At 64.3% G+C, this 18,690-nt stretch carries 19 protein-coding genes; 12 read left to right on the forward strand and 7 right to left on the reverse strand.

What is annotated here, in order from left to right; all coding sequences use genetic code 11:
• The first annotated feature begins 23 nt into the window (after positions 1-23).
• The 6 genes from MRBLWO12_RS18950 (at position 24) to MRBLWO12_RS18975 (ending at position 8,181) form a co-directional block, all read left to right on the forward strand.
• Positions 24-878, forward strand: coding sequence for an SMP-30/gluconolactonase/LRE family protein (locus MRBLWO12_RS18950; protein ID WP_363558309.1), 855 nt, complete (start codon positions 24-26; stop codon positions 876-878).
• A gap of 85 nt (positions 879-963) precedes the next feature.
• Entirely contained in the window at positions 964-3,750 is a 2,787-nt protein-coding gene (locus MRBLWO12_RS18955) for an FG-GAP repeat domain-containing protein (RefSeq protein ID WP_363558311.1), read from the forward strand.
• A complete protein-coding gene (locus tag MRBLWO12_RS18960; protein ID WP_363558313.1) occupies positions 3,750-4,787 on the forward strand; it encodes a sialidase family protein in 1,038 nt (345 codons plus the stop codon). The genes MRBLWO12_RS18955 and MRBLWO12_RS18960 overlap by 1 nt, the downstream gene beginning before the upstream one ends.
• A gap of 48 nt (positions 4,788-4,835) precedes the next feature.
• On the forward strand, positions 4,836-6,221 hold the full coding sequence (locus MRBLWO12_RS18965) for a sialidase family protein (protein WP_363558315.1): 1,386 nt from the start codon (positions 4,836-4,838) through the stop codon (positions 6,219-6,221).
• 73 nt (positions 6,222-6,294) lie between these two features.
• A complete protein-coding gene (locus tag MRBLWO12_RS18970; RefSeq protein ID WP_363558317.1) occupies positions 6,295-6,996 on the forward strand; it encodes an RraA family protein in 702 nt (233 codons plus the stop codon).
• 45 nt (positions 6,997-7,041) lie between these two features.
• Entirely contained in the window at positions 7,042-8,181 is a 1,140-nt protein-coding gene (locus tag MRBLWO12_RS18975; RefSeq protein ID WP_363558319.1) for a dienelactone hydrolase family protein, read from the forward strand.
• 37 nt (positions 8,182-8,218) lie between these two features.
• Here the strand turns inward: MRBLWO12_RS18975 and MRBLWO12_RS18980 are convergent, their stop codons facing one another.
• The 5 genes from MRBLWO12_RS18980 to MRBLWO12_RS19000 form a co-directional block, all read right to left on the reverse strand.
• Positions 8,219-8,674, reverse strand: a complete 456-nt coding sequence (locus MRBLWO12_RS18980; protein ID WP_363558321.1) for a nuclear transport factor 2 family protein — start codon at positions 8,672-8,674, stop codon at positions 8,219-8,221.
• 49 nt (positions 8,675-8,723) lie between these two features.
• The gene (locus MRBLWO12_RS18985; RefSeq protein ID WP_363558323.1) at positions 8,724-9,278 is read right to left on the reverse strand and encodes an RNA polymerase sigma factor; all 555 of its coding nucleotides are present in this window, start codon (positions 9,276-9,278) and stop codon (positions 8,724-8,726) included.
• 3 nt (positions 9,279-9,281) lie between these two features.
• Positions 9,282-9,752: a hypothetical protein gene (locus MRBLWO12_RS18990; protein ID WP_363558325.1), complete on the reverse strand. Its 471-nt coding sequence runs from the start codon at positions 9,750-9,752 to the stop codon at positions 9,282-9,284.
• A gap of 441 nt (positions 9,753-10,193) precedes the next feature.
• Complete coding sequence (locus tag MRBLWO12_RS18995; protein WP_363558327.1) at positions 10,194-11,786, reverse strand: MFS transporter; 1,593 nt, start codon at positions 11,784-11,786, stop codon at positions 10,194-10,196.
• Positions 11,787-11,789: 3 nt separating this feature from the next.
• Entirely contained in the window at positions 11,790-12,596 is an 807-nt protein-coding gene (locus MRBLWO12_RS19000) for a tyrosine-protein phosphatase (RefSeq protein WP_363558329.1), read from the reverse strand.
• Between the two features lie 229 nt (positions 12,597-12,825).
• On the opposite strand from MRBLWO12_RS19000, the gene MRBLWO12_RS19005 reads away from it, so the two are divergent.
• The 5 genes from MRBLWO12_RS19005 (at position 12,826) to MRBLWO12_RS19025 (ending at position 17,046) form a co-directional block, all read left to right on the forward strand.
• The gene (locus tag MRBLWO12_RS19005) at positions 12,826-14,445 is read left to right on the forward strand and encodes a sodium-dependent transporter (RefSeq protein ID WP_363558331.1); all 1,620 of its coding nucleotides are present in this window, start codon (positions 12,826-12,828) and stop codon (positions 14,443-14,445) included.
• Positions 14,442-14,576 (forward strand): methionine/alanine import family NSS transporter small subunit, encoded by a 135-nt coding sequence (locus MRBLWO12_RS19010; RefSeq protein WP_363558333.1) that lies wholly within the window; start codon positions 14,442-14,444, stop codon positions 14,574-14,576. Before MRBLWO12_RS19005 ends, MRBLWO12_RS19010 begins: the two co-directional genes overlap by 4 nt.
• Positions 14,577-14,688: 112 nt before the next feature.
• A complete protein-coding gene (locus tag MRBLWO12_RS19015) occupies positions 14,689-15,552 on the forward strand; it encodes an AraC family transcriptional regulator (RefSeq protein ID WP_363558335.1) in 864 nt (287 codons plus the stop codon).
• Between the two features lie 73 nt (positions 15,553-15,625).
• A complete protein-coding gene (locus MRBLWO12_RS19020; protein ID WP_363558337.1) occupies positions 15,626-16,366 on the forward strand; it encodes a hypothetical protein in 741 nt (246 codons plus the stop codon).
• A gap of 59 nt (positions 16,367-16,425) precedes the next feature.
• On the forward strand, positions 16,426-17,046 hold the full coding sequence (locus MRBLWO12_RS19025; protein ID WP_363558339.1) for a GyrI-like domain-containing protein: 621 nt from the start codon (positions 16,426-16,428) through the stop codon (positions 17,044-17,046).
• A 2-nt stretch (positions 17,047-17,048) separates the two neighbouring features.
• Here MRBLWO12_RS19025 and MRBLWO12_RS19030 read toward each other — a convergent pair whose 3' ends face one another.
• Together MRBLWO12_RS19030 and MRBLWO12_RS19035 are read right to left on the reverse strand one after the other, a co-directional pair.
• Complete coding sequence (locus MRBLWO12_RS19030; protein WP_363558341.1) at positions 17,049-17,696, reverse strand: LysE family translocator; 648 nt, start codon at positions 17,694-17,696, stop codon at positions 17,049-17,051.
• Positions 17,697-17,778: 82 nt separating this feature from the next.
• On the reverse strand, positions 17,779-18,171 hold the full coding sequence (locus MRBLWO12_RS19035; protein ID WP_363558343.1) for a nuclear transport factor 2 family protein: 393 nt from the start codon (positions 18,169-18,171) through the stop codon (positions 17,779-17,781).
• An 87-nt stretch (positions 18,172-18,258) separates the two neighbouring features.
• On the opposite strand from MRBLWO12_RS19035, the gene MRBLWO12_RS19040 reads away from it, so the two are divergent.
• Positions 18,259-18,639 (forward strand): winged helix-turn-helix transcriptional regulator, encoded by a 381-nt coding sequence (locus MRBLWO12_RS19040; RefSeq protein ID WP_363558345.1) that lies wholly within the window; start codon positions 18,259-18,261, stop codon positions 18,637-18,639.
• Positions 18,640-18,690 lie beyond the last annotated feature (51 nt).

The raw sequence follows: 18,690 nt of genomic DNA on the forward strand, positions 1-18,690 counted from the left end.
GTGCACGAGGTCGAGGGGTGAAGGTGAGTGGTTCAACGTCGTCGAAGAGCGTGCGCGTGCTCTCGGCGGCGCCCCGATGCGCGCTTGCCGAGAGCCCGCGCTGGTCGGAGGAGGGGTGGTGGTGGGTCGACGTCGAGGTCGGTGACATCTGGAACCTTGCGCGATCCTCGCTGCCGCGGGGCCAACCCTCTGCGGTGAGGGCCTTCACGTTCGGGCGCAGGGTCTCCTACGTCCAGCCCCTGCAGAAGTCCGGGCTGCTCCTCGCTGTCGGCGCCGACATCGTCGAGCTGGGTCGGCATCAAGGCGGCGCACGGAAGCGCGCGAGCATCCCCGTGATGACTGGTGAGGTGCTGAACGATGGTGCTCTGCACGCCGACGGCACACTCGTGATCGGATCGGTTGGACCGAACCGTCGGGCTGACGGATGGCTGTGGTCGGTCTCTGCCCGAGGCAGGGTGACCCGTATTGCCGGACCGTTCTCGATGAGCAACGGAATGACATGGTCGAGTGGAGAGATGCTCCTGCATGCGGACTCAGGGACGCGCACGATCTGGGCGCACACCTTTCGAGACGGATCGATCCGTCGGAGCGAGGAGTTCGCGAAGTTCGAAGAGCGCGACGGCATGCCCGACGGAATCTGCGGTGATGGGTTCGGAGGGGTGTGGGTGGCGATGTATGGCGCTGGTGTCGTCCATCACCTCGACTCCGCCGGTAGGCGACAAGGAACCATAGAGGTGGGCACCGCCCAAGTCACCAGCGTCGCCCGAGGGGGAGATGGCGGCCACACGCTGCTCATCACGACCGCACGTGAGGGTGCTCCCGATCACTCCGATGTCGACCCACTTGCCGGTCGACTGTTTCACGTGGACGTCGTCTGACTGACATTCGATCGAGCGTTGACAACGCGATGTCACCCGCCCTACGGTTGAATGAAAATATGATTCCACCTAATGAAACAGGGCCATGACGCGACGCAACCAGCCGGTCGGAGAGATCGGCGACTACTCGTTTGAAGACTTCCGCCAGGGAACGCTCGGCAACGGGGGGCAGAACATCTACCTCTCGAAGGCGGGGGTTTTGCAACGGATCTCGTACTCGAGCATCTCTGGATCGGGCTATGTGGATCTGCCCTTTGCGAACTCGCACGATGACGGACCGGTTCTGCCGGCCTACGTCTACGTCTCGCCCCTCCTCGATACCGATCGCGTGGAACTCGACTCATTGGGTGCCTATGCCGGCGCAACGGCGGATCTCAACGGCAACGGGCTGGACGATATCGTCATCGCCAATCAGTTTGACGGCGTCACGAACGAACTGCACGCCCAGATCTACTATGCGGGCGCAGATGGCTACTCACGGAGCCGTATGCAGCAGTTGTGGGCGCCTTCGAGCAAAGACGTGGTCATCGGACGGTTCACATCGAGGGAACGCCCCGCGATCATCCTGCTGTCACGGGAGCGACTGCGACTGTTCGAACAGGGCTCTGACGGGTTCGCGTCCCATAGCTATCGCGACTTGACGATCGACCTTGAGATCGAATCCATCGTTGCTGCGGACCTGGACGGGGACGGGTTCGATGATCTCATCGTCCGCTGTGCAGACAGCGCCGTCATCGTCTTCTGGGGTGGAGCCGATGGGCTGTCGGCGGAGCGCAGCACGCGGGTCCCCGCCGAGTACACGGGGACCCGGCGGTTGGAGGCCCTCTATGACCTGGCCGCCATGGGCGGTGGCGGTGGCACCGTCGACAGCGCCACGAAGTACGTCCAGACTCCCCAGACGGAAGTCCGCCTCAAGGTGATCGATTTCATGGAGCGGCCGAGCATCTTCCTCTGCCCCGAGGCGACCACATACTTCGTGAGGTTCGACGAGGCGCGCAACGTACATCTCTCCGCCGCTCTCGACACCGGGCCGGTGATCAGCGCCGCGTCTGGACCCGTACTCGGGGCGGGGCGATCCGACCTGGTGCTCGTGACGCACCAGGATGAAGGGCAAGGGCAGGTGTCCCGCCTCTATCCACACGGCGCAGAGACGTCAGAGCTCGGCGCATCGATCGCGTTCGAGACGGCATACGCCAACGACGTCGTGATCGCGGATCTGGACGGCAACGGATATTCGGATGTCATCGTCTGCCAGGGGCAGCGGCCGGATCACTACACGACAGAGGCTCTCGTCTTCCCCAGTTCCGACACCGGATTCACCGGCGTTCCCAATCGGCTGCCGACTCACTGCGCGCAAGACGTACTTATGATCCGGTGGCCCCTGGATGGTCTGCCCAAGCCCGTCTTCATCAACCATCTGAGCAACACGGTGCGGGGAGACGTGAACACCTTCGTGTACCTCGGTGCTGCAGACGGATTCTCCGCTGACCGACGCCTCGAGTTTCCGGGGTGGGCGGCGACGGAACTGAAGTTCGTCGACTTCTGGGACCGGGGTGCGCCGGACATCTTCATGGCCAACTCGAACGAGAACTGGCTTGAAACCGACAAGGGCTCGTTCATCTACGTGCGCCGAAGCGATGAATTCCCGATCGAGGATCGAATCGAGCTCGCGACAACGCACAACATGTCGGGCGTTGTCGCGGACTTCTCTCGTTCCGGGTACCTCGATCTTGTGACGAGCAGTTGGGAGCAGTCCTACCTACAGCTCTTTCGGGGCGGGCCTGAGGGGCTGGCAGAGCCGGAACGCATCGACTTGGTCGTAGACGGTCGCACGTACGCGGATGCCAGGTTCATGAGCGTCGCCGACCTCAACAAGGACGGCTGGCTCGATCTCGTTGTCCCCGACCTCGGGCGGGGTGGAGTTCTCATCCTCTGGGGAGGGCCGGACGGATTCGATGCCAACCGATCCGTCGTGCTGGAAAGCGGCAAGGTCGTGTCGACCCGCGTCGCTGATCTCAACAACGATGGCTGGCTGGATCTTATCGTCGGCGGATACAAGGGGGACGACCCCACGAATGCGCACAACTGTTTCGTGTACATCTACTGGGGTGGACCGGAAGGCTACTCGAACTCCAGGCGCGCGCAACTGCCTTCGTTCTTTGCTGCAGATGTCAGTGTTGCTGACCTCAACAACGACGGAGTCCTGGACATCATCGTCGCCAACTATGTGGCGCATCAGACCCGCGACATCGACAGCTACATCTATTGGGGTGATGAGAACGGGGAGTACCATCCGCACCGAGTGACGCGCTTGTTCCATCACTCCGCGTGCGGCATCCTTGCCGCCGACTTCAACGAGGACGGCTACATCGATCTCGCCATCGCAAACCATCGCTACTACGGCAATCACGATTGCGAATCCTATGTCTGGCACAACGGACCAGACGGCTTCAGCGAGTCACACAGAACCAGCCTGCCGACCGGAGGTGCGCACGGACTCAGTCATCTCGACTTCGGAAACATCTATGACCGGGGGCCGGAAGAGTTCTTCGAGTCACGCGTGTTCCGCTCGAACGGCGTGCTGAAGAGCATCCGCGTGGAAGGAAGCATCCCGGCAAAGACCTGGGTGCGCTCTCAAGTGCGCACTGCAGCCGCAGAGTCCGAGCTTGCGACAAGTCCGTGGCGAACCGGAGAGGTTGTGAACGGGTGGCTCGAGAGCGAGGAAGCGACGGACATTCCTCTTGAGGGGTTCGTTCAGTACCGGCTTGCGTTCGGTGCCACCAACAGCGTCGCCACCCCGAGGGTGTCGGCGGTCGAGCTGCGAATCGTCGAGCTTCAGGACGACGCCAACGTCACAGGGAAGGTCAGCTAGTGCGTATCGTCGAGCGAGGAACCATCGACAACGCGGATTCCGCTTTCGCCCAGACCGCCGTTCTAGAGGACGGTAGCCTCCTGTCTGCTTTCAGTGACGCAGGAGGGCAGTTCGCGACAGGTGGCACAAGTCTCTCGCGCTCGCGCGACGGCCGCACGTGGAGCCCGCGCGAGACGCTTCTCGGTGCTGTGGCACACCCGCGAACGACCAATTTCCTGAAAGCGTCCGCATCGACGCGAACCCGCACCGTGTTCGCCTACGGTGCGCGCCAGCAACAACCCGAAAGTGTCGTCTTCGATGACCGGCGGTATGACGCAGTACTTTGCCGATCCATCGATGGCGGATCGACGTGGTCCTCGCCGGCCACCGTTCCGTTCCCCACGCATGCGCTCGAAATATCTCACGGGGTGCTCGCGCTCCGCTCGGGCCGGCTCCTCGCTCCCGCTGCGACGATCGAGGAAGGGCGGTTGGGCGAGCGGGTGCTGGTCGCGATCTCGGACGACGATGGGCTGACATGGCCCCGCCACGCGACCGCACTCGTTGATCCGGATGGTGAGCTCGGATTCCTGGAGCAGAAGCTCACCCAATTGAACGATGGGCGCATACTCGCGACGGCGTGGGCTGTCAGCTTGGCCGATGCCTCAGATCGGAGCAACCACTTCGCGATCTCTGACGATGAGGGTGAGACGTGGAGCGCGCCTCACAGCATGGAGATCTTCGGGCAGACGCTGAGCGCAGTTCAACTCCCGGACGAAAGGTTTCTGCTTGCGTACAACCGACGTTACGGGGAGCAAGGGGTCGTGCTGGCGCTGGCGCAGTTGAACGGCCTCACCTGGAAAGTCGAGCAGGAGATCCTCGGATATGACCCCGACATTCGGCGGCTGAGTCGTACAGGCGAGTCGCTTGCCGAGGAGATGCTCGACTTTCAGTTCGGGTTTCCCATCCTCCTGCTACGAGACCGCGAGTCCGCGCTCCTCACCTACTGGTCTGTCGAAGACGGATCATGCGGCGTGCGCTGGGCCTCGATTCGGTTCTAGGACGTCCGGGGCCTCCCGGCGATCGAAAATGAACGAAAGGAGCTGTAGATGACTATTGCAACGGCAAGGATCGGCCGCCTCACAGTGGCCGCGGTAGCAGTCTTAGGGCTGGCCATCGGAGGTGGTGTGCTCGCGAACGTGCCGAAGGCTGAAGCTGCGGTAGGTTCGCCGACTGTCAGTGCATCGACGACGCTCGGTTGGGCGACACGGACTCCGCTCGGGCAGACGTACGCGGCGAACTCGTTCATCGTCGACTCGCACGGCATAGATACGAAACAGTCGTTCAGCTATTCGGGGGGAGCGTTCACTCCCATCACGCGTACTGCCGGCACGTACGTGGACGGCTCCACCCATGTCACCGTCGGAATGCCGAGCGGAGAAATGTGGGCAGTCGATCTCACAACCGACAACATCTCCTTCGATTCGGCGCAGTCCAAGTGGACCGGTACGTTCTTGAAGTTCGCCTCCCCGACCGGCTCGTCGGTGGGATCCAGCGAGTTCACCATCAGCGCGCTTCCCGGGAACTCGAACGGGTACTGGCAGCCGTACTCCGTCTTCATCGACAGTGGATACCTCTACATGTCCTTGTACCGGCTCACCACGGGCAGCGAGACGTGGTCCGTGGCCGGTACGCCCACCACGATTCCCAACGCCAAGATCGGCGACACATGGATGGTTCGCGCCAGCCTCTCCACGCCGACGTCTTTTCAGTTCATCGGCGGAATCGCGAACAAGGCGGCGTATCAGACCGCGTTGACGGCAGCGGGCTACGGGCCGTACGACCTTCCGCTTTACTACTCGGTCGGCCCACGTTGCATCCCGACCGATGGAACGAAGATCGTATGCATCACCAGGTCGAGTGCGGATGACGACGATTCGACGAGGAAACTCGATGCGACCAAGATCTTCAACCCCGCGCAGTCCAGCCAAGATGCGCAGCGCTCACGGTTCTATGGCGGATATGTTGCACCTGGCGTCTACCAGCAGACGCTCGAAAAGGGGAAGTACTACTCGCCGAAGAACACCGTGAAGATCCCGCCGATGATGGTCTCGATCACTTCTGACGGTGGCACCACGTGGACGCACAAGATCATCGCCGACAACGGTGGCATCGACGGCAATCTTGCCTACGACAGCGCCAACAATCTGCTCATCGTCGCCTACGGTGGACAGACCTATCCGCGCAAGGGGGTCGCTGTCCAGTGGTCCGAGGATCTGGGGACGACCTGGAGTTCGCCGCTTACCGTCACGGATGCTGACGACGCGTACAACACCGGCACGCCGACGATCTTCAAGACCGCTGCGAAGACATTCGTCTTGGTCTACGACTCACTGCCGCGCTACTTCGAGATGGTGTCGCGCACAGGCAATCCGTCGCCGGCCGTCATGCCGGCCGAATGGCGACTGATGACTCGCACGATCACCTTCCCCTGACAGGCGAGACGGGCGGGGCTCTCGCCCCACCCGTCTCGTTCATGGACCGAGATTCTCAAGAATTAGGATTGCGTTGACTATTTCATCTAGTGGTAAGCTCGTTTCATCAAGAGAAACGGAAGATGCCATGACAATTGATCGATCCCAGTGGTCTGGGCTGTTCTCTGGTGTCCTCAGTGACATCCTCGACGAACTGGGCGTGTTCGGACAAGCGTCTACGCAGCAGTTCAAGCATGTGGACCCCGGCGTAAGAGTCATCGGGCTCGCTGCGACGGCACGAGCGGTTCCCGTCAGCACGCCGCCGTCGGAGCCTTACGCGAAGTTGCTCGGAGCGATCGACGGCCTCTCTCCAATGGAGGTTCTGGTACTTTCCGCCCCCGAATCCTCCACGAGCTCGCTGTTCGGCGGCCTCCTGGCGACGGCGGTGTCGCAAGCCGGCGGTGCCGGTGCTCTGATCGACGGCTACATTCGTGACGCCGATGAAGTCCGCCGCATCGGCGTGCCGACGGCATTCCGAGGATCGAGTCCCCTCGACAGTTTCGGGCGCGACGAGGTCGTGGAGACGGGCGGTCCGGTCTCGATCGGAGGCGTTACCGTCCGCCCCGGAGATTTCGTCCTGTGCGATGCTGACGGGCTTGTCGTCGTCCCCTCCGAACACCTCGAACGGGTCTTGGAGCTCGCAGCGAAGAAGCTGACTCGGGAGTCGCAGATGCGTGCAGCGCTGAACGGCGGGATGGGCGTGGCAACAGCGTTCCAGGAGTTCGGCGTTCTCTGAGATCGCCGCTCGTCGAGCTGCTGACCAACCGATTGATAGCCTGAGATGCGTCCTTCCCTCGCCGAGTTGACCCGTCCGACCCGCGAGTACGTCGGGGTGGACTACCTGTGGGAACGACCAACGATTTCAGCCTTATGGTTCAAGGTCGAGCCGGAGTCGCGGTCTGCTACGACGGTATTCGCCTACCTCGCACAACCGTCAGGAAGCCGGACCTCTCGGCGACCAGGTGTCGTCCTCATTCATGGCGGAGGAGGGCGAGCGTTCCCAGAGTGGGCGACCATGTGGGCACAGCGCGGATACGCGGCGCTCGCCATCGACTTGAGCGGGAGCACGCCGTCTCGTGGTCTCGCCGAGACAGCGGGGCCGCCGCAGAGTGCCGAAGGAAAATTCGGAAGCATCCGAGACGGCGTGGAACACACGTGGATGGTCCACGCCGTCTCGGCTGCTCGGCACGCGCTTTCTGTGTTGGGCGCCCTCCCCGATGTCGACGCATCACAGCTCTACCTGACCGGCATCTCATGGGGCTCGCACGTCGCACAGCTGGTCACTTCCGTCGACGAGCGGGTTCGACGCGCGGCCTTCGTGTACGGAGCCGGCTTCCATTCCGAGAACTCTTACACGTCGGCGTACTTGTCGAAGCTCCCTGATGCCGACGCCGCTCTTTGGTCGAAGATGTTCGATCAGAAGCACTACCTGGCGCAGATCGCCGCACCAACGCTATGGATCACCGGCGTCAATGATCCGCACTATCGACTTGACCTCTTCGATCGGAGCGCTCGCCTCGTTTGCGCGCCGGTGACCCGCCACGTTTCGCTATCACTTCGCCACAGCCACGAAGAAGGATGGTCGCCCGTTGAGATCGCCGCCTTCTTCGCGGAAAGCGCACAGGCGGGTCCGGCGCTTCCCGTTCTCTCGCCTCCCGCGATCGTCGACGGTCGGCTCTCGTCGACCGTGCGCTTTGACCTGCCCGACCGAGGTGCGACCCTTCGCTATACGAGCAGCAGAGGCTCTTGGGAGAACAAGTCCTGGGAAAGTCGAGCAGCGGACCTCGACGGCGACCTGATCTCGGCGTTGCTACCAGCCGGGTGGACCTCCGCGTATCTCGAAGCAGAGGATGCCAGTGGCATCCGCGTCTCCACGAGTCTCGTCGTGCCAGCCTTGGGTTCTACTTCGACGATCTCGTGACCACGAACAGGAGACTCCTCTCTTCGTCCGACTGCTCTTAGCCGAGGATCGGATCTGCGAGAGCGTCGGGCTTTCCCGAATCGGCGACGATCTGCAGTGCTCGCTCGAGGATCTGGAGATCTTCCACGGTCTCCACAGAAGAGACCTTCCCCCACCGGAGGGTCATGAACTGGAAGACGAGGTTCTCGTAGCGCTCCCCGTTCGGGAGGGGGCCGCTGACGCGGTTGCGCACTGCGATCCGGGTCTTCCACGGGCCTCCGTTGACGAGCACTTCGAGGACTTCGAACTTCGCTCCAGGAAGCAGGTCGAGCGTTCGCTCCCACCATCGCACCATGGCGTCCTTCGTGACTCGTCGACCGCCGAGGGCGTGAGTGCCGTGAAAGACGTACTCGAACGGAGAATCCAATCCATCGACCATCGCCTGGTAGTTGCCGGCGTTGATCTGATCGAACGTGCTGCGCACCCTGCTCCGGACTATCGCTGCGTAGACCATGCTTCCGATTCTCCCCTCCCTGTCGTCCGTGCTCCAGATGATCGAGCGTTCATCTGGAGTGTTCCTCTGACGTGTTCCTCGTAGGGAGGGCGCTGTCGGTCGGCCGCCTCGCCGCCACAGACTCGGGCAGGAGTGCTGCCCGCAGTATCTCGCGGGCCCGCTGATACCGACTCCTCGCTGTCGATGCCCCAATCCCGATGTGATCTGCCGCCGCCGCGAGCGTGAACCCATCCCAGTGGACGAGTTGTACGAGTTCTCGGAGGTCGGAGGGGAGCCTTCGCACAGCGTCGAGCACCTCGGCGTGCTGGTCCGCGGGCGGGCTCTGCAACGGGCTCACCCGAGTCGCCGCACGCAGCCGGCCAGCGAGTCGCGTTCGCCGACGTTCCGCACGATCATGCTCGAGAAGAACATTGCGGGCCACCCCGAACAACCACATTCGCGTGTCCTGTGCGTTGTCGGGCATGACGTGGATTCGGCGCCAGGCGACGAGCATCACGTCTGCGAGAAGATCCGGGGCGTCATCGCGCCCGACTCTCCGTTCGAAGTAGTTGAGTATGGCGTAGCCGTTCGCTTCCAACGCCGTGTGCAGTTTGGTGTCTCGCACGGCTTACTCGTCGCCGCAATCCGCTTGCATGTCGAGCGAGTAAGGGGTGAGGATTCCCCGTGCGCGCAGGTGGTCCGACACGAGTTCGCTGACGGCGAGGTTCAAGGCGCTCTGATACTCGAAGTCGGCGTTGTACAACTCTGTGCCGGGGCCGGCCGGCCGCAACTCGCCATTGTCGTCGTACATCGTCTGTCCATCAGCTCGCGCTTCCGCGATGGCCCCATCCACATCAGCCATCTCCACGATGTCGTTCGCCGCGATGAACGCCCTCACCGCTTCGGTCGTCTCAGCGGATGCCCCGCTCACTGCTCCCGCGCGATACTCGCAGGTAGCGCCACTCGGCAGAGTGACCGTGAAAGTCGCGTCCGGGTTCATCGCCCACGGGTGCCATTGCCACGTCGCGGCCACAGCAGCGGTGGCCCCGCCTCCCACGGCAAGAAGCGCGGCCAGGCCTGCCGCAGCGGATCGGCTCATGCGCCGCCGCGGACGCGCCTGGCGCTGTGCTTCCCGAGATGTCCGCGTGATCGCAGCGTCAAGCGCCGGGGATCGGTCCGAAACGGGCGGCTGGCCGGTGCTCAGAATCTGGTCTAGCGTGTCGCGCTGTGACATGTCGTCCTCCGTTGCGTTCTGGTCTTCACCTTCCTCATGGCCGACTGGGGCGAAAACGTCCGTCGCGTCGAAGAAGTCGTGACATAGCCGTGAACAGGAGACTCCTCTCTTCGTCCCACGGTCCATCCGCAGCCTCACGCACGGGTGGGCCTACCACGCTCGACCGCATGACTATCAGTACAACGCGGAAAGCGGAACGACGGGCAGCTGCGTGACTAGCTCGGAAGCCCGAACGGATCTGGCGAACCGGGTGCGACAGCGAAGACGGTGCTCATGGTGCCGCCACGCGGTCGTGCTCGCGGGGCACTAGGAGGCGTGAGCCTGGTTGTCGGCGACCGCGCCCCGTTCCTTGGCGTGGGAGGGGACGGCGAAGATCACGACTATGAAGCCCAGCACGACTGCGCCGGCGCCGAGGAGGAAAGCGGAGAACGAGCCGTAGATGAGGGCTTGTCTGGCCCCTTCGAGGATGTGGTCGGCCGCGTCCGGATTCTGTGTGGCGACGTGCGCTGCAGCGGCGAAGGATGACTGCAGGGCGAGCATCATGTCGTTCGTCACGTCTGATGCCCGTGCGCTGTCGCTGATGAGGGCGGCGGTGGCGGTCGCGAAGCCGGTCGCGAGGACGGCGCCCAGCAGCGATTGCATGATCGATGCCCCCAGGTCGTTCTGGAGGTCGGTGGTGCCGGACGCCATGCCCACCCGATTCACGGGTGTGGCGCTGGTGAGCGCGCTCGATGATGCGGTGCTGACGAGTGAGACGGCGGCGCCGATCAGGATGAAGCCGACGGCGATCAACCAGTAGGGCACATCTTCGCGCCACAGCAGCATGGTGATGTAGGCCAGCGCGAGCAGGATGTAGCCCAGCAGCATCGTCGAGCGTGTTCCCTTGGAGACGAGGATGCGCGCGGCGAACGGTGCGGCGATAAGCAGTCCGAGAGCTGCGGGCAGCACGGCGAGCCCTGCCTGCAAGGCGGAGTACTGCAGGACGTTCTGCATGAACTGCACGCTGACGAAAACGGCGCCTGAGAGCGAACCGAACACGATGAAACCGCTGATCGCGGGTGCCCAGAACATGCGCTGCTTTGCGATCCTCAGGTCGTAGAGAGGGTTCTTCGCATGGACCTGTCGCCACGCGAAGAGCCCGAGAACGACGACGGCAGCGATGAGCAGGACGACACCGACCGCGGTTCCGCCGGGTGCGAAGCAGAATCCGATGCTCAACACGAGTGCGGCGATCCCGAGCGTGGAGAGCACCCCGCCCAGGTGGTCCACCGGCTCTTCGGACTCCTTCACGTGGGATGGAACCGAGCGCACGATGATCAGGATCGCGATGAGGGCAAGAGGGATGCTGGTGAGGAACGACGCGCTCCAGGGCAGGAAGGCCAGCACGGCACCGGCGACGACGGCACCTGCGATCGAGGCCATTCCGGCGACGGCCCCCCACAGCGCGATCGCCTTCTTGCGCCCGGCCCCGTCGGCCCACAGCGCCGTGATCAGCGCCAGGGTGGTCGGGAACACCATGCCCGCAGCGAGGCCGGTGAACACGCGAGCGAGGATCAACAGCTCGATCGTCGGCGCGAGTGCGGACAGGGCGCTCGCGACGACGATCAGGACCAGACCGATCGTGAGGACCTGTTTGCGTCCGTAACGGTCAGCCAGCGCGCCGAAGTACAGCACAGACATCGCCAGCCCGAACGGTGCGCCGATCGAGACGAGGTTCAGCATCGCCTGAGAGGAGCCGAAGACCTCGCCGATCGCCGGTAGCGCGACAGGGCCGGCGGCGATGTTGAGCTTGCACACGACAGCGGCGAGGATGAGCGCCGCGAGGATAGGGCCGGCGCCCCGCGGAGCTGCCTGCTCCTGCAATGCGACGTGGCTACCTGAAGAGACTGTGTCTGGCATCACTCACACGGTCTCTGTGAAGCGGCGGCGAAGCATGCCGATCTGCATGTCGGTGAGCCCCAGCCCATCCCGCGCATAACCCTCGATCGTGCCGTATCGGCTGCGGAGCTCATCGAGCGCGGCGTCGAAGTAGCTGTCACGCACTCCGAGGATCGGGGCAAGGAGTTCCGTGTGCACGCCTTTCGCCGTGAGGGCATCGAGCATGGGCTGGAGAGCAGGCGTGAGATCCGTGTTCGTCTCGAGGTAGTCCGCACGCACATCCGCCTCGCTCGCGCCGAGCAGCAGCAGGAACGATGTCGCGGCCCAGCCTGTGCGGTCCTTGCCAGTGGTGCAGTGGACCAGCGCAGCACCGGTGCGATGCTCGTCGATCAGATCGAGATAGAACGAACGGTAGGCGGCGAGAGCGGAGGGCAAGCTGACGAACTTTCGGTTCGCGTCTGCGAGATAGCCCTCTGCCCGTCCGCCGCCGAGCATCCTCTGGAGTGCTCCCGGCTCGGCGAGCAGGGTAGGGATCTGCGCGGCCACATTGTCCTGGCTGTCAGCGACGACGTCGAGCCACACCGAGCGGACGCTGTCCCCAACACGGTCAGGTGCGTCCTCGCGCTCCGCCGCCGTGCGGAGGTCGTACACGGTTCTGATGTCGAGTGATTCGATAACGGCCTCGTCGGCGGCGTCGAGCTTCGCCAGCGATGCAGAACGGTAGAGCAAGCCTGCTCCCACGACACCGTCTGCCACGCGAATGCCGCCGAGATCGCGCATGTTCGGAGCGCTCGCCAGGGGCACGCGACGGTCGGCAGATGCGGTGGTCATGATGATTCCTTCAATGGCTGAGCGGTGTCTGGATCTCACACCGGATCCAGTGGTGCGCCCGTGGCGACGACGGGTCCTCGGGACCATCTCAGCAGCAGCGAAGAGTGTCTGCGGCGATCTCATCCTTCACGGATGAGATCTCGTTCGGCCGCGGGGCGGGCAGCGTCGATCGAGGGCGCACCGCGCGCGCACCTGGCCCGTCCTGGAGGACTCCGGTAGGGTCGCGGGCATGGCGACAGCAACGATGCAGAAACCACGTCGCGAGGCCTTCGGTTCGCGGAACGTGTTCATCCTCTCGGCGATCGGCTCCGCTGTCGGACTCGGCAACATCTGGCGATTCCCGTACGTCGCCTATGAAGGAGGGGGCGGGGCGTTCCTCATCCCGTACCTCTGTGCTCTGCTGACAGCCGGCATCCCGCTGCTGTTCTTCGACTACGCGATCGGTCACCGGTTCCGTGGCTCGGCTCCGCTCGCGTTCCGGCGGATGCATCGAGCCGCCGAGCCTCTCGGATGGTGGCAGGTGCTCATCTGCGTGGTCATCGCCGTCTACTACGCGGTGATCATCGCCTGGGCGGCCATGTACACCTGGTTCTCCGCACAGCTCACCTGGGGGCCGGGGAACGAGAACGACTTCTTCTTCACCGACTTCCTGCAATCGGCCGACGTCGCGGAGGTCGGGGTTTCGACCGATTTCGTCCCGCAGGTCGGGATCCCGCTCGTCGTCGTCTGGCTCCTCGTCATCGGCATCATGGCGCTGGGAGTGAAGCGCGGCATCGGACGCGCGAACATGATCCTGATGCCCCTGCTGACGGTGATGTTCGCGATCCTCGTCGTGCAGTCTCTCTTCCTTCCGGGAGCGGCAGAAGGGCTCAACGCCTTCTTCGCGCCGAACTGGGAGGCGCTCGCCGACCCCGCGGTCTGGGCCTCGGCGTACGGGCACATCTTCTTCTCGCTCTCGGTCGCCTTCGGGATCATGGTCACGTACTCCTCGTACCTGAAGCGCAAGACCGACCTCACCGGCTCCGGCCTCGTCGTCGCCTTCGCGAACTCGGGCTTCGAGATCCTCGCGGGCATCGGCGTGTTCGCGGCGCTCGGCTTCATGGCGCAGGCGCAGGGGACGGATGTCGCCGGGGTGGCGACATCCGGCATCGGCCTCGCTTTCATCGCTTTCCCGACGATCGTGTCGCAGGCGGCGGGCGGGTCGATCATCGGCGTGCTGTTCTTCGGCGCGCTGGTCTTCGCCGGGATCACCTCGCTCATCTCGATCCTCGAGGTCATCGTCGCCGCCCTCCAGGACAAGCTGGGCTGGGGACGCATCCGCACGACGCTTACCGTGTCGATCCCGCTGGCGGTGATCTCGATGGCGTTGTTCTCGACGACGACGGCGATCTCCGTCCTCGACACCGCAGATGCGTTCGTCAACTCCTTCGGGATCATGGCGGTCGCGTTGGTCGCCGTGATCGTCGTCGCCTGGTTCCTGCACAAGCTGCCGGCGTTGACGGAACACCTCAACAGGCGTTCGAGCTTCCCCGTCGGCAGACTCTGGAAGATCCTGATCGCCGTTCTCGCGCCGCTCGTGCTCGGCTACCTCCTGATCACCGGACTCATCGAGAAGATCTCGGAGCCTTACGGAGGCTATCCCTCCTGGTTCGTCGGAGTGTTCGGCTGGGGCATGGTGATCGCGTTGGTGATCATCGCCCTCCTGCTCTCGGCACTGCCATGGGGCACCCGATCGCACGCGAAGGACGATCCCGAGTACGACGACTTCCTCGAGGAGGAGAGTTACCAGCCCGACCCCGAGACGGCCTCGATCCCTGTGCACACCGACCGGAAGGAGACGCGCGCATGACCACGACAGCGATCGTCATGATGATCATCGCCATGGTCACCGTCTGGGGCGGCCTGATCGCCGCGATCGTGAACCTCGCTCGTCATCCTGAGGAGTCCGAGACGGAGCCCGCGCCGCCCGTCGAGCTCTGACGGAGAGTGGTCCTCTCGGCTCTCGTCGGCGCGGGAGCCGATCGGATCGGTCGTGAACGATCGGGTCTGCGGCCTCCCCTCGTGACGACGATGGAGGGGTAAGGAGGACCGCATGATCGGAACGCTCAACGCCCTGGTCGATCTCGTCGAGCAACGCACGGATGACGAGATCGACGTGACCGCGTTCGCCCGCGAGCACGGCACGACGGAGTACCACCTGCGTCGGATGTTCTCGTCACTGGCCGGTATGCCGCTCTCGGAGTACGTGCGCCGCCGCCGGATGACCCTCGCCGGGGCCGAAATCGTCGCCGGTGCATCCGGTCTGCTCGATGTGGCTGTGCGTCACGGGTACGGATCGGTCGAGGCGTTCGGCCGCGCGTTCCGGGCCGTGCACGGCATCGGGCCGGCGGATGCGCGCCGAGACGGTGGTCCTCTCCGCACACAACCCACGCTCCGGTTCCGCCTGAGCGTCGAAGGGAGCACCCCGATGCACGTCACCATCACCACCCGACCCGAGCTCGTCCTCGCCGGTCATGCCGCCACCGTGCCGCTGATCCACGAGGGGGTCAATCCACAGAGCCAGGAGCACATCGCCGGAATCCCCGCGGAGGAGCATGCGAGGCTCAAGGCCCTCTCCGACGCCGAGCCCTCCGGCATCCTCGCCATCACCGCAGACATCGAGCCGGATGCGCCGGAGGGAGCGCCCCTCACGTACCTGCATGGCGTCGCGCTGCAGGCGTCCACACCGGTGCCGGACGACCTCGACCGGATACCTCTGGAGGCCGGTTCCTGGGCCGTCTTCGCCACGGAAGGGCCGTTCCCCGAGACGCTGCAGAACCTGTGGGCGGCGACCGCGACCGAGTGGTTCCCGTCGAACCCGTGGCGACTGCGTCTCGGCCCGTCGATCGTGCGCTATCTCGAGTTCACCGGCACGCACGCCGCGTGCGAGCTCTGGCTCCCGGTCGAGCCCGCGTGAAGGGCGCTCACCGTGGGGCTCAATCGCCCGATTAGGTCGCCCGTGCATTGGGGGCTCTCGCTAGACTTCGGCAATGTCTGACCCTGTCGCAGCTGTCTGGGCGCCCCTCGCAGTCGGTCTTTGTCTGTTCGTGTTGGCGGAAGTCGTTCGGGTGTGGTGGACGAGCATCAGCGCACGGCGGGCTCGACGTCGCCAGATCATCTCCTTGATGGGCAGAGCGGTCGCTTTGCAATCAAGGGCAATCGATGACGGTAAGTTCGATCGCGCCTACATGGCGGAATCCGAACGTCCTCTCGCTAGAGTTCGAGCCCGCTACGACGATCTAACCGCTCAAGCACTAGATCTGTTTGAAGAGGGCGAAGAGGTCGTCGCCTTCTGGACCGCGGCCGAGTTCTACGGAGGGTGGTTCTCGCCCCTCGAAGCGCTCCAGGCGCAAGGAACTCCGCGGAGCAAAAACAAGCAGAATCTGAGGCTGGTGGCTACATCGGACCTCGCGCGGGCGTGGGCTCCCGCGCGACCTGAGGAGCTATCGGAGTGGGCGCGCGTGCAGTGGCCATGGGACCGTGGAAACCGCAGGGGGCCGCGATACGCGACAAACGGGACACCCGGTGATCAGACACGACATACCGTCGTCGTGCCGAACTCAGACGTTAACGCTGACATGCTGCGACCGTTCATCCTGTATCTGAAAGACGGCGCCAGTCCATTTGACGCCCCCTCAGCGCGCGAAACGCGCAGACTCGATGAGAAGTACACATCCGAGAACGAGGCGTACTGGTCAATGCGTGAGTCGATGCTGCGCATGCATCGATAGCGCCCAACGGTGTCCGAGCCCCGTGCCACACTGGCCCCAGTGCCGGAGGAGGCTACGACATGGCGATCGATCTGAAGAAGACACTCGACGCGTATCAGGCGAAGAGGGGTGTCTTCCGCATCGTGGAGATCCCTGCGATGCGGTACCTGATGATCGATGGTGCAGGGGACCCGAACTCCGCGCCCGCGTACTCCCACGCCGTCACGGCGTTGTTCTCGCTGGCGTACACGCTGAAGGTCGCGAGCAAGAAGAGGCTCGGCATCGATACGGTCGTGATGCCACTCGAAGGCCAGTGGCATGCGCCCGACATGGAGTCGTTCACCACGCACCGCGACAAGTCGGCCTGGTTCTGGACCCTGATGATCATGGTCCCCGATCACGTGACCGACGAGATGTTCACGGAGGCCGTCGACGCTGTGGCGAAGAAGAAGGATGCCTCGCCGAGCCTGTCATCCGTCAGGTTCGAGACTCTCGCCGAGGGGCTCTGCGTGCAGACGCTGCACGTCGGCTCCTACGACGACGAGGCGCCCGTGCTCGCCGACCTGCACGACCGCTTCATTCCGGAACAGGGTCTCGCCATGCGCGGGCTCCACCACGAGATCTACCTCAGCGATGCGCGCCGCGTCGAGCCGGCGAAGCTGCGCACGATCCTCCGGCAACCGGTGTCGCGAGTCGACTGAGATCAGGCGGCTGCGGGCTTCTCGCTCCACACCAGCAGGAAGGCCCCGAGGCCGATCATCATGCCGCCGCCGGTGGCCGACATGGCCGAGATCCGCCGCGGCGACCGGCCGAACCAGTCGCGGGCCGCGCTCGCGAGAAGCACCCACACCGCATCGCACGTGACACCGATGACGACGACGATCGAGCCGAGCACGAACAGCTGGAGCGGCACCGAACCGGCATGCAGGTCGACGAACTGGGGGAGGATCGCGAGGAAGAACGCGATCGACTTCGGGTTGGTGATTCCGACCACGAAGCCCTCGAACAGCAGGCGCCACCCGGACTTGCGCTGGACTGCGCCGGTGACGGCGGCGGCAGCATCCTTCCGGTGCCGGATCGCCTGGATGCCGAGGAACACCAGGTACCCGGCTCCGGCGACTTTGACGATCGTGAAGAGCACGACGGACTGCGCGATCACAGTGCCGACGCCGAGGGCGACCGCGAGCACCAGGATGATCGAGCCGACGGCCGTTCCCACGATGCTGAGGAATCCGCCGAACCGCCCGAGCGCGATCGAACGGCCGATCGTGAACAGAACGGTGGGCCCGGGGATCACGACCATGATGAAAGCCGCAGCGATGAACGCGAGGAGCGTGGGTGTGGCGATCATGAAGCGAGCCTAGGGCGTCGGCGGGCGCGGGAGACAGAGCCAGGTCGTGGACGACCGGCGACCGTCCACGACCCGGGTGGTGTCAGACCGTGCCCCAGAACCGATCTTCCGCGGCCTGGTCCTCGCTGATCAGCCACACCTCGGCGATCCGTCCGTCCGCGACGCGGAACACGTCGACACCGTGCTGGTCGAGATCCGGCTGGCCGGCTCGCTGTGCGCGGAAGCGCACGGTCGCCGACACGAGCGCGCCACTCTCCGTGGCGGACTCGGTCTCGAGTACGAAGGTGCCGCCGCTGAGCTCCATGAACCGGCCCAGGTGCGCGAGGATCGCGTCGGGTCCAATGTGGTCGCCCGAGACCTGGTTCGCGCCGGGCTGGTGCCAGATGGCGTCCGGGCTGAAAGTGGCGGCCAGAGCGGCCATGTCTCCTGCGGCCATGGCCGCTCCGTACTGTCCCACGACGTCGATCGCCGACATGATGTTCCTCCAGATGGCTCGGTATTCTGAGCATCCAGCGTCTCGATCGGGGCGTGGTTACTTCAACGTCACCGGACGGAGCGACGCATGAGCACCGAGTGGACCGTGTTCTCCGCCAAGTGCCCATCCAGGGCCTCGCTCGCCCGGATCGCCAACAAGTGGACCGCGATGATCGTGGTGCTCCTGCACGAGCAGCCGCTGCGGTTCGGTGAACTGCATCAGCGCGTCGACGGCATCGCGAAGAAGGTGCTCGTCGACACGTTGCGCGCCCTGGAACGCGACGGCATGGTCGCGCACGGCGTCGAGCCCGACGGGCACGCTCGCTACCGCCTCACCCCGCTCGGACTCACCCTGCACGAACCGCTCCAGGCGCTGCAGGTCTGGGCGGAGTCCCACGTCGACGACGTGCGCGATGCGCAGGACCGGTACGACGAAGCGGCCGACGAACGGGTGCTCGACGGCCGTTGACCTCGGTGGATGTTTCCGGATGGTAACCGCTGTGTGACCGTTCTGGCAACG

This window comes from Microbacterium sp. LWO12-1.2 (assembly GCF_040675875.1).
Classification (GTDB): domain Bacteria; phylum Actinomycetota; class Actinomycetes; order Actinomycetales; family Microbacteriaceae; genus Microbacterium.

Bases quoted from the DNA above. Each gene is read 5' to 3' on its own strand.
- MRBLWO12_RS19025 (WP_363558339.1), top strand. From the start codon at position 16,426: ATGGCGATCGATCTGAAGAAGACACTCGACGCGTATCAGGCGAAGAGG.
- MRBLWO12_RS19040 (WP_363558345.1), top strand. From the start codon at position 18,259: ATGAGCACCGAGTGGACCGTGTTCTCCGCCAAGTGCCCATCCAGGGCC.
- MRBLWO12_RS19000 (WP_363558329.1), bottom strand. From the start codon at position 12,596: ATGACCACCGCATCTGCCGACCGTCGCGTGCCCCTGGCGAGCGCTCCG.
- MRBLWO12_RS19030 (WP_363558341.1), bottom strand. From the start codon at position 17,696: ATGATCGCCACACCCACGCTCCTCGCGTTCATCGCTGCGGCTTTCATC.
- MRBLWO12_RS19015 (WP_363558335.1), top strand. From the start codon at position 14,689: ATGATCGGAACGCTCAACGCCCTGGTCGATCTCGTCGAGCAACGCACG.
- MRBLWO12_RS18980 (WP_363558321.1), bottom strand. From the start codon at position 8,674: ATGGTCTACGCAGCGATAGTCCGGAGCAGGGTGCGCAGCACGTTCGAT.
- MRBLWO12_RS19010 (WP_363558333.1), top strand. From the start codon at position 14,442: ATGACCACGACAGCGATCGTCATGATGATCATCGCCATGGTCACCGTC.
- MRBLWO12_RS19020 (WP_363558337.1), top strand. From the start codon at position 15,626: ATGTCTGACCCTGTCGCAGCTGTCTGGGCGCCCCTCGCAGTCGGTCTT.
- MRBLWO12_RS18975 (WP_363558319.1), top strand. From the start codon at position 7,042: ATGCGTCCTTCCCTCGCCGAGTTGACCCGTCCGACCCGCGAGTACGTC.
- MRBLWO12_RS19005 (WP_363558331.1), top strand. From the start codon at position 12,826: ATGGCGACAGCAACGATGCAGAAACCACGTCGCGAGGCCTTCGGTTCG.
- MRBLWO12_RS18965 (WP_363558315.1), top strand. From the start codon at position 4,836: ATGACTATTGCAACGGCAAGGATCGGCCGCCTCACAGTGGCCGCGGTA.
- MRBLWO12_RS18995 (WP_363558327.1), bottom strand. From the start codon at position 11,786: ATGCCAGACACAGTCTCTTCAGGTAGCCACGTCGCATTGCAGGAGCAG.
- MRBLWO12_RS18990 (WP_363558325.1), bottom strand. From the start codon at position 9,752: ATGAGCCGATCCGCTGCGGCAGGCCTGGCCGCGCTTCTTGCCGTGGGA.
- MRBLWO12_RS19035 (WP_363558343.1), bottom strand. From the start codon at position 18,171: ATGTCGGCGATCGACGTCGTGGGACAGTACGGAGCGGCCATGGCCGCA.
- MRBLWO12_RS18955 (WP_363558311.1), top strand. From the start codon at position 964: ATGACGCGACGCAACCAGCCGGTCGGAGAGATCGGCGACTACTCGTTT.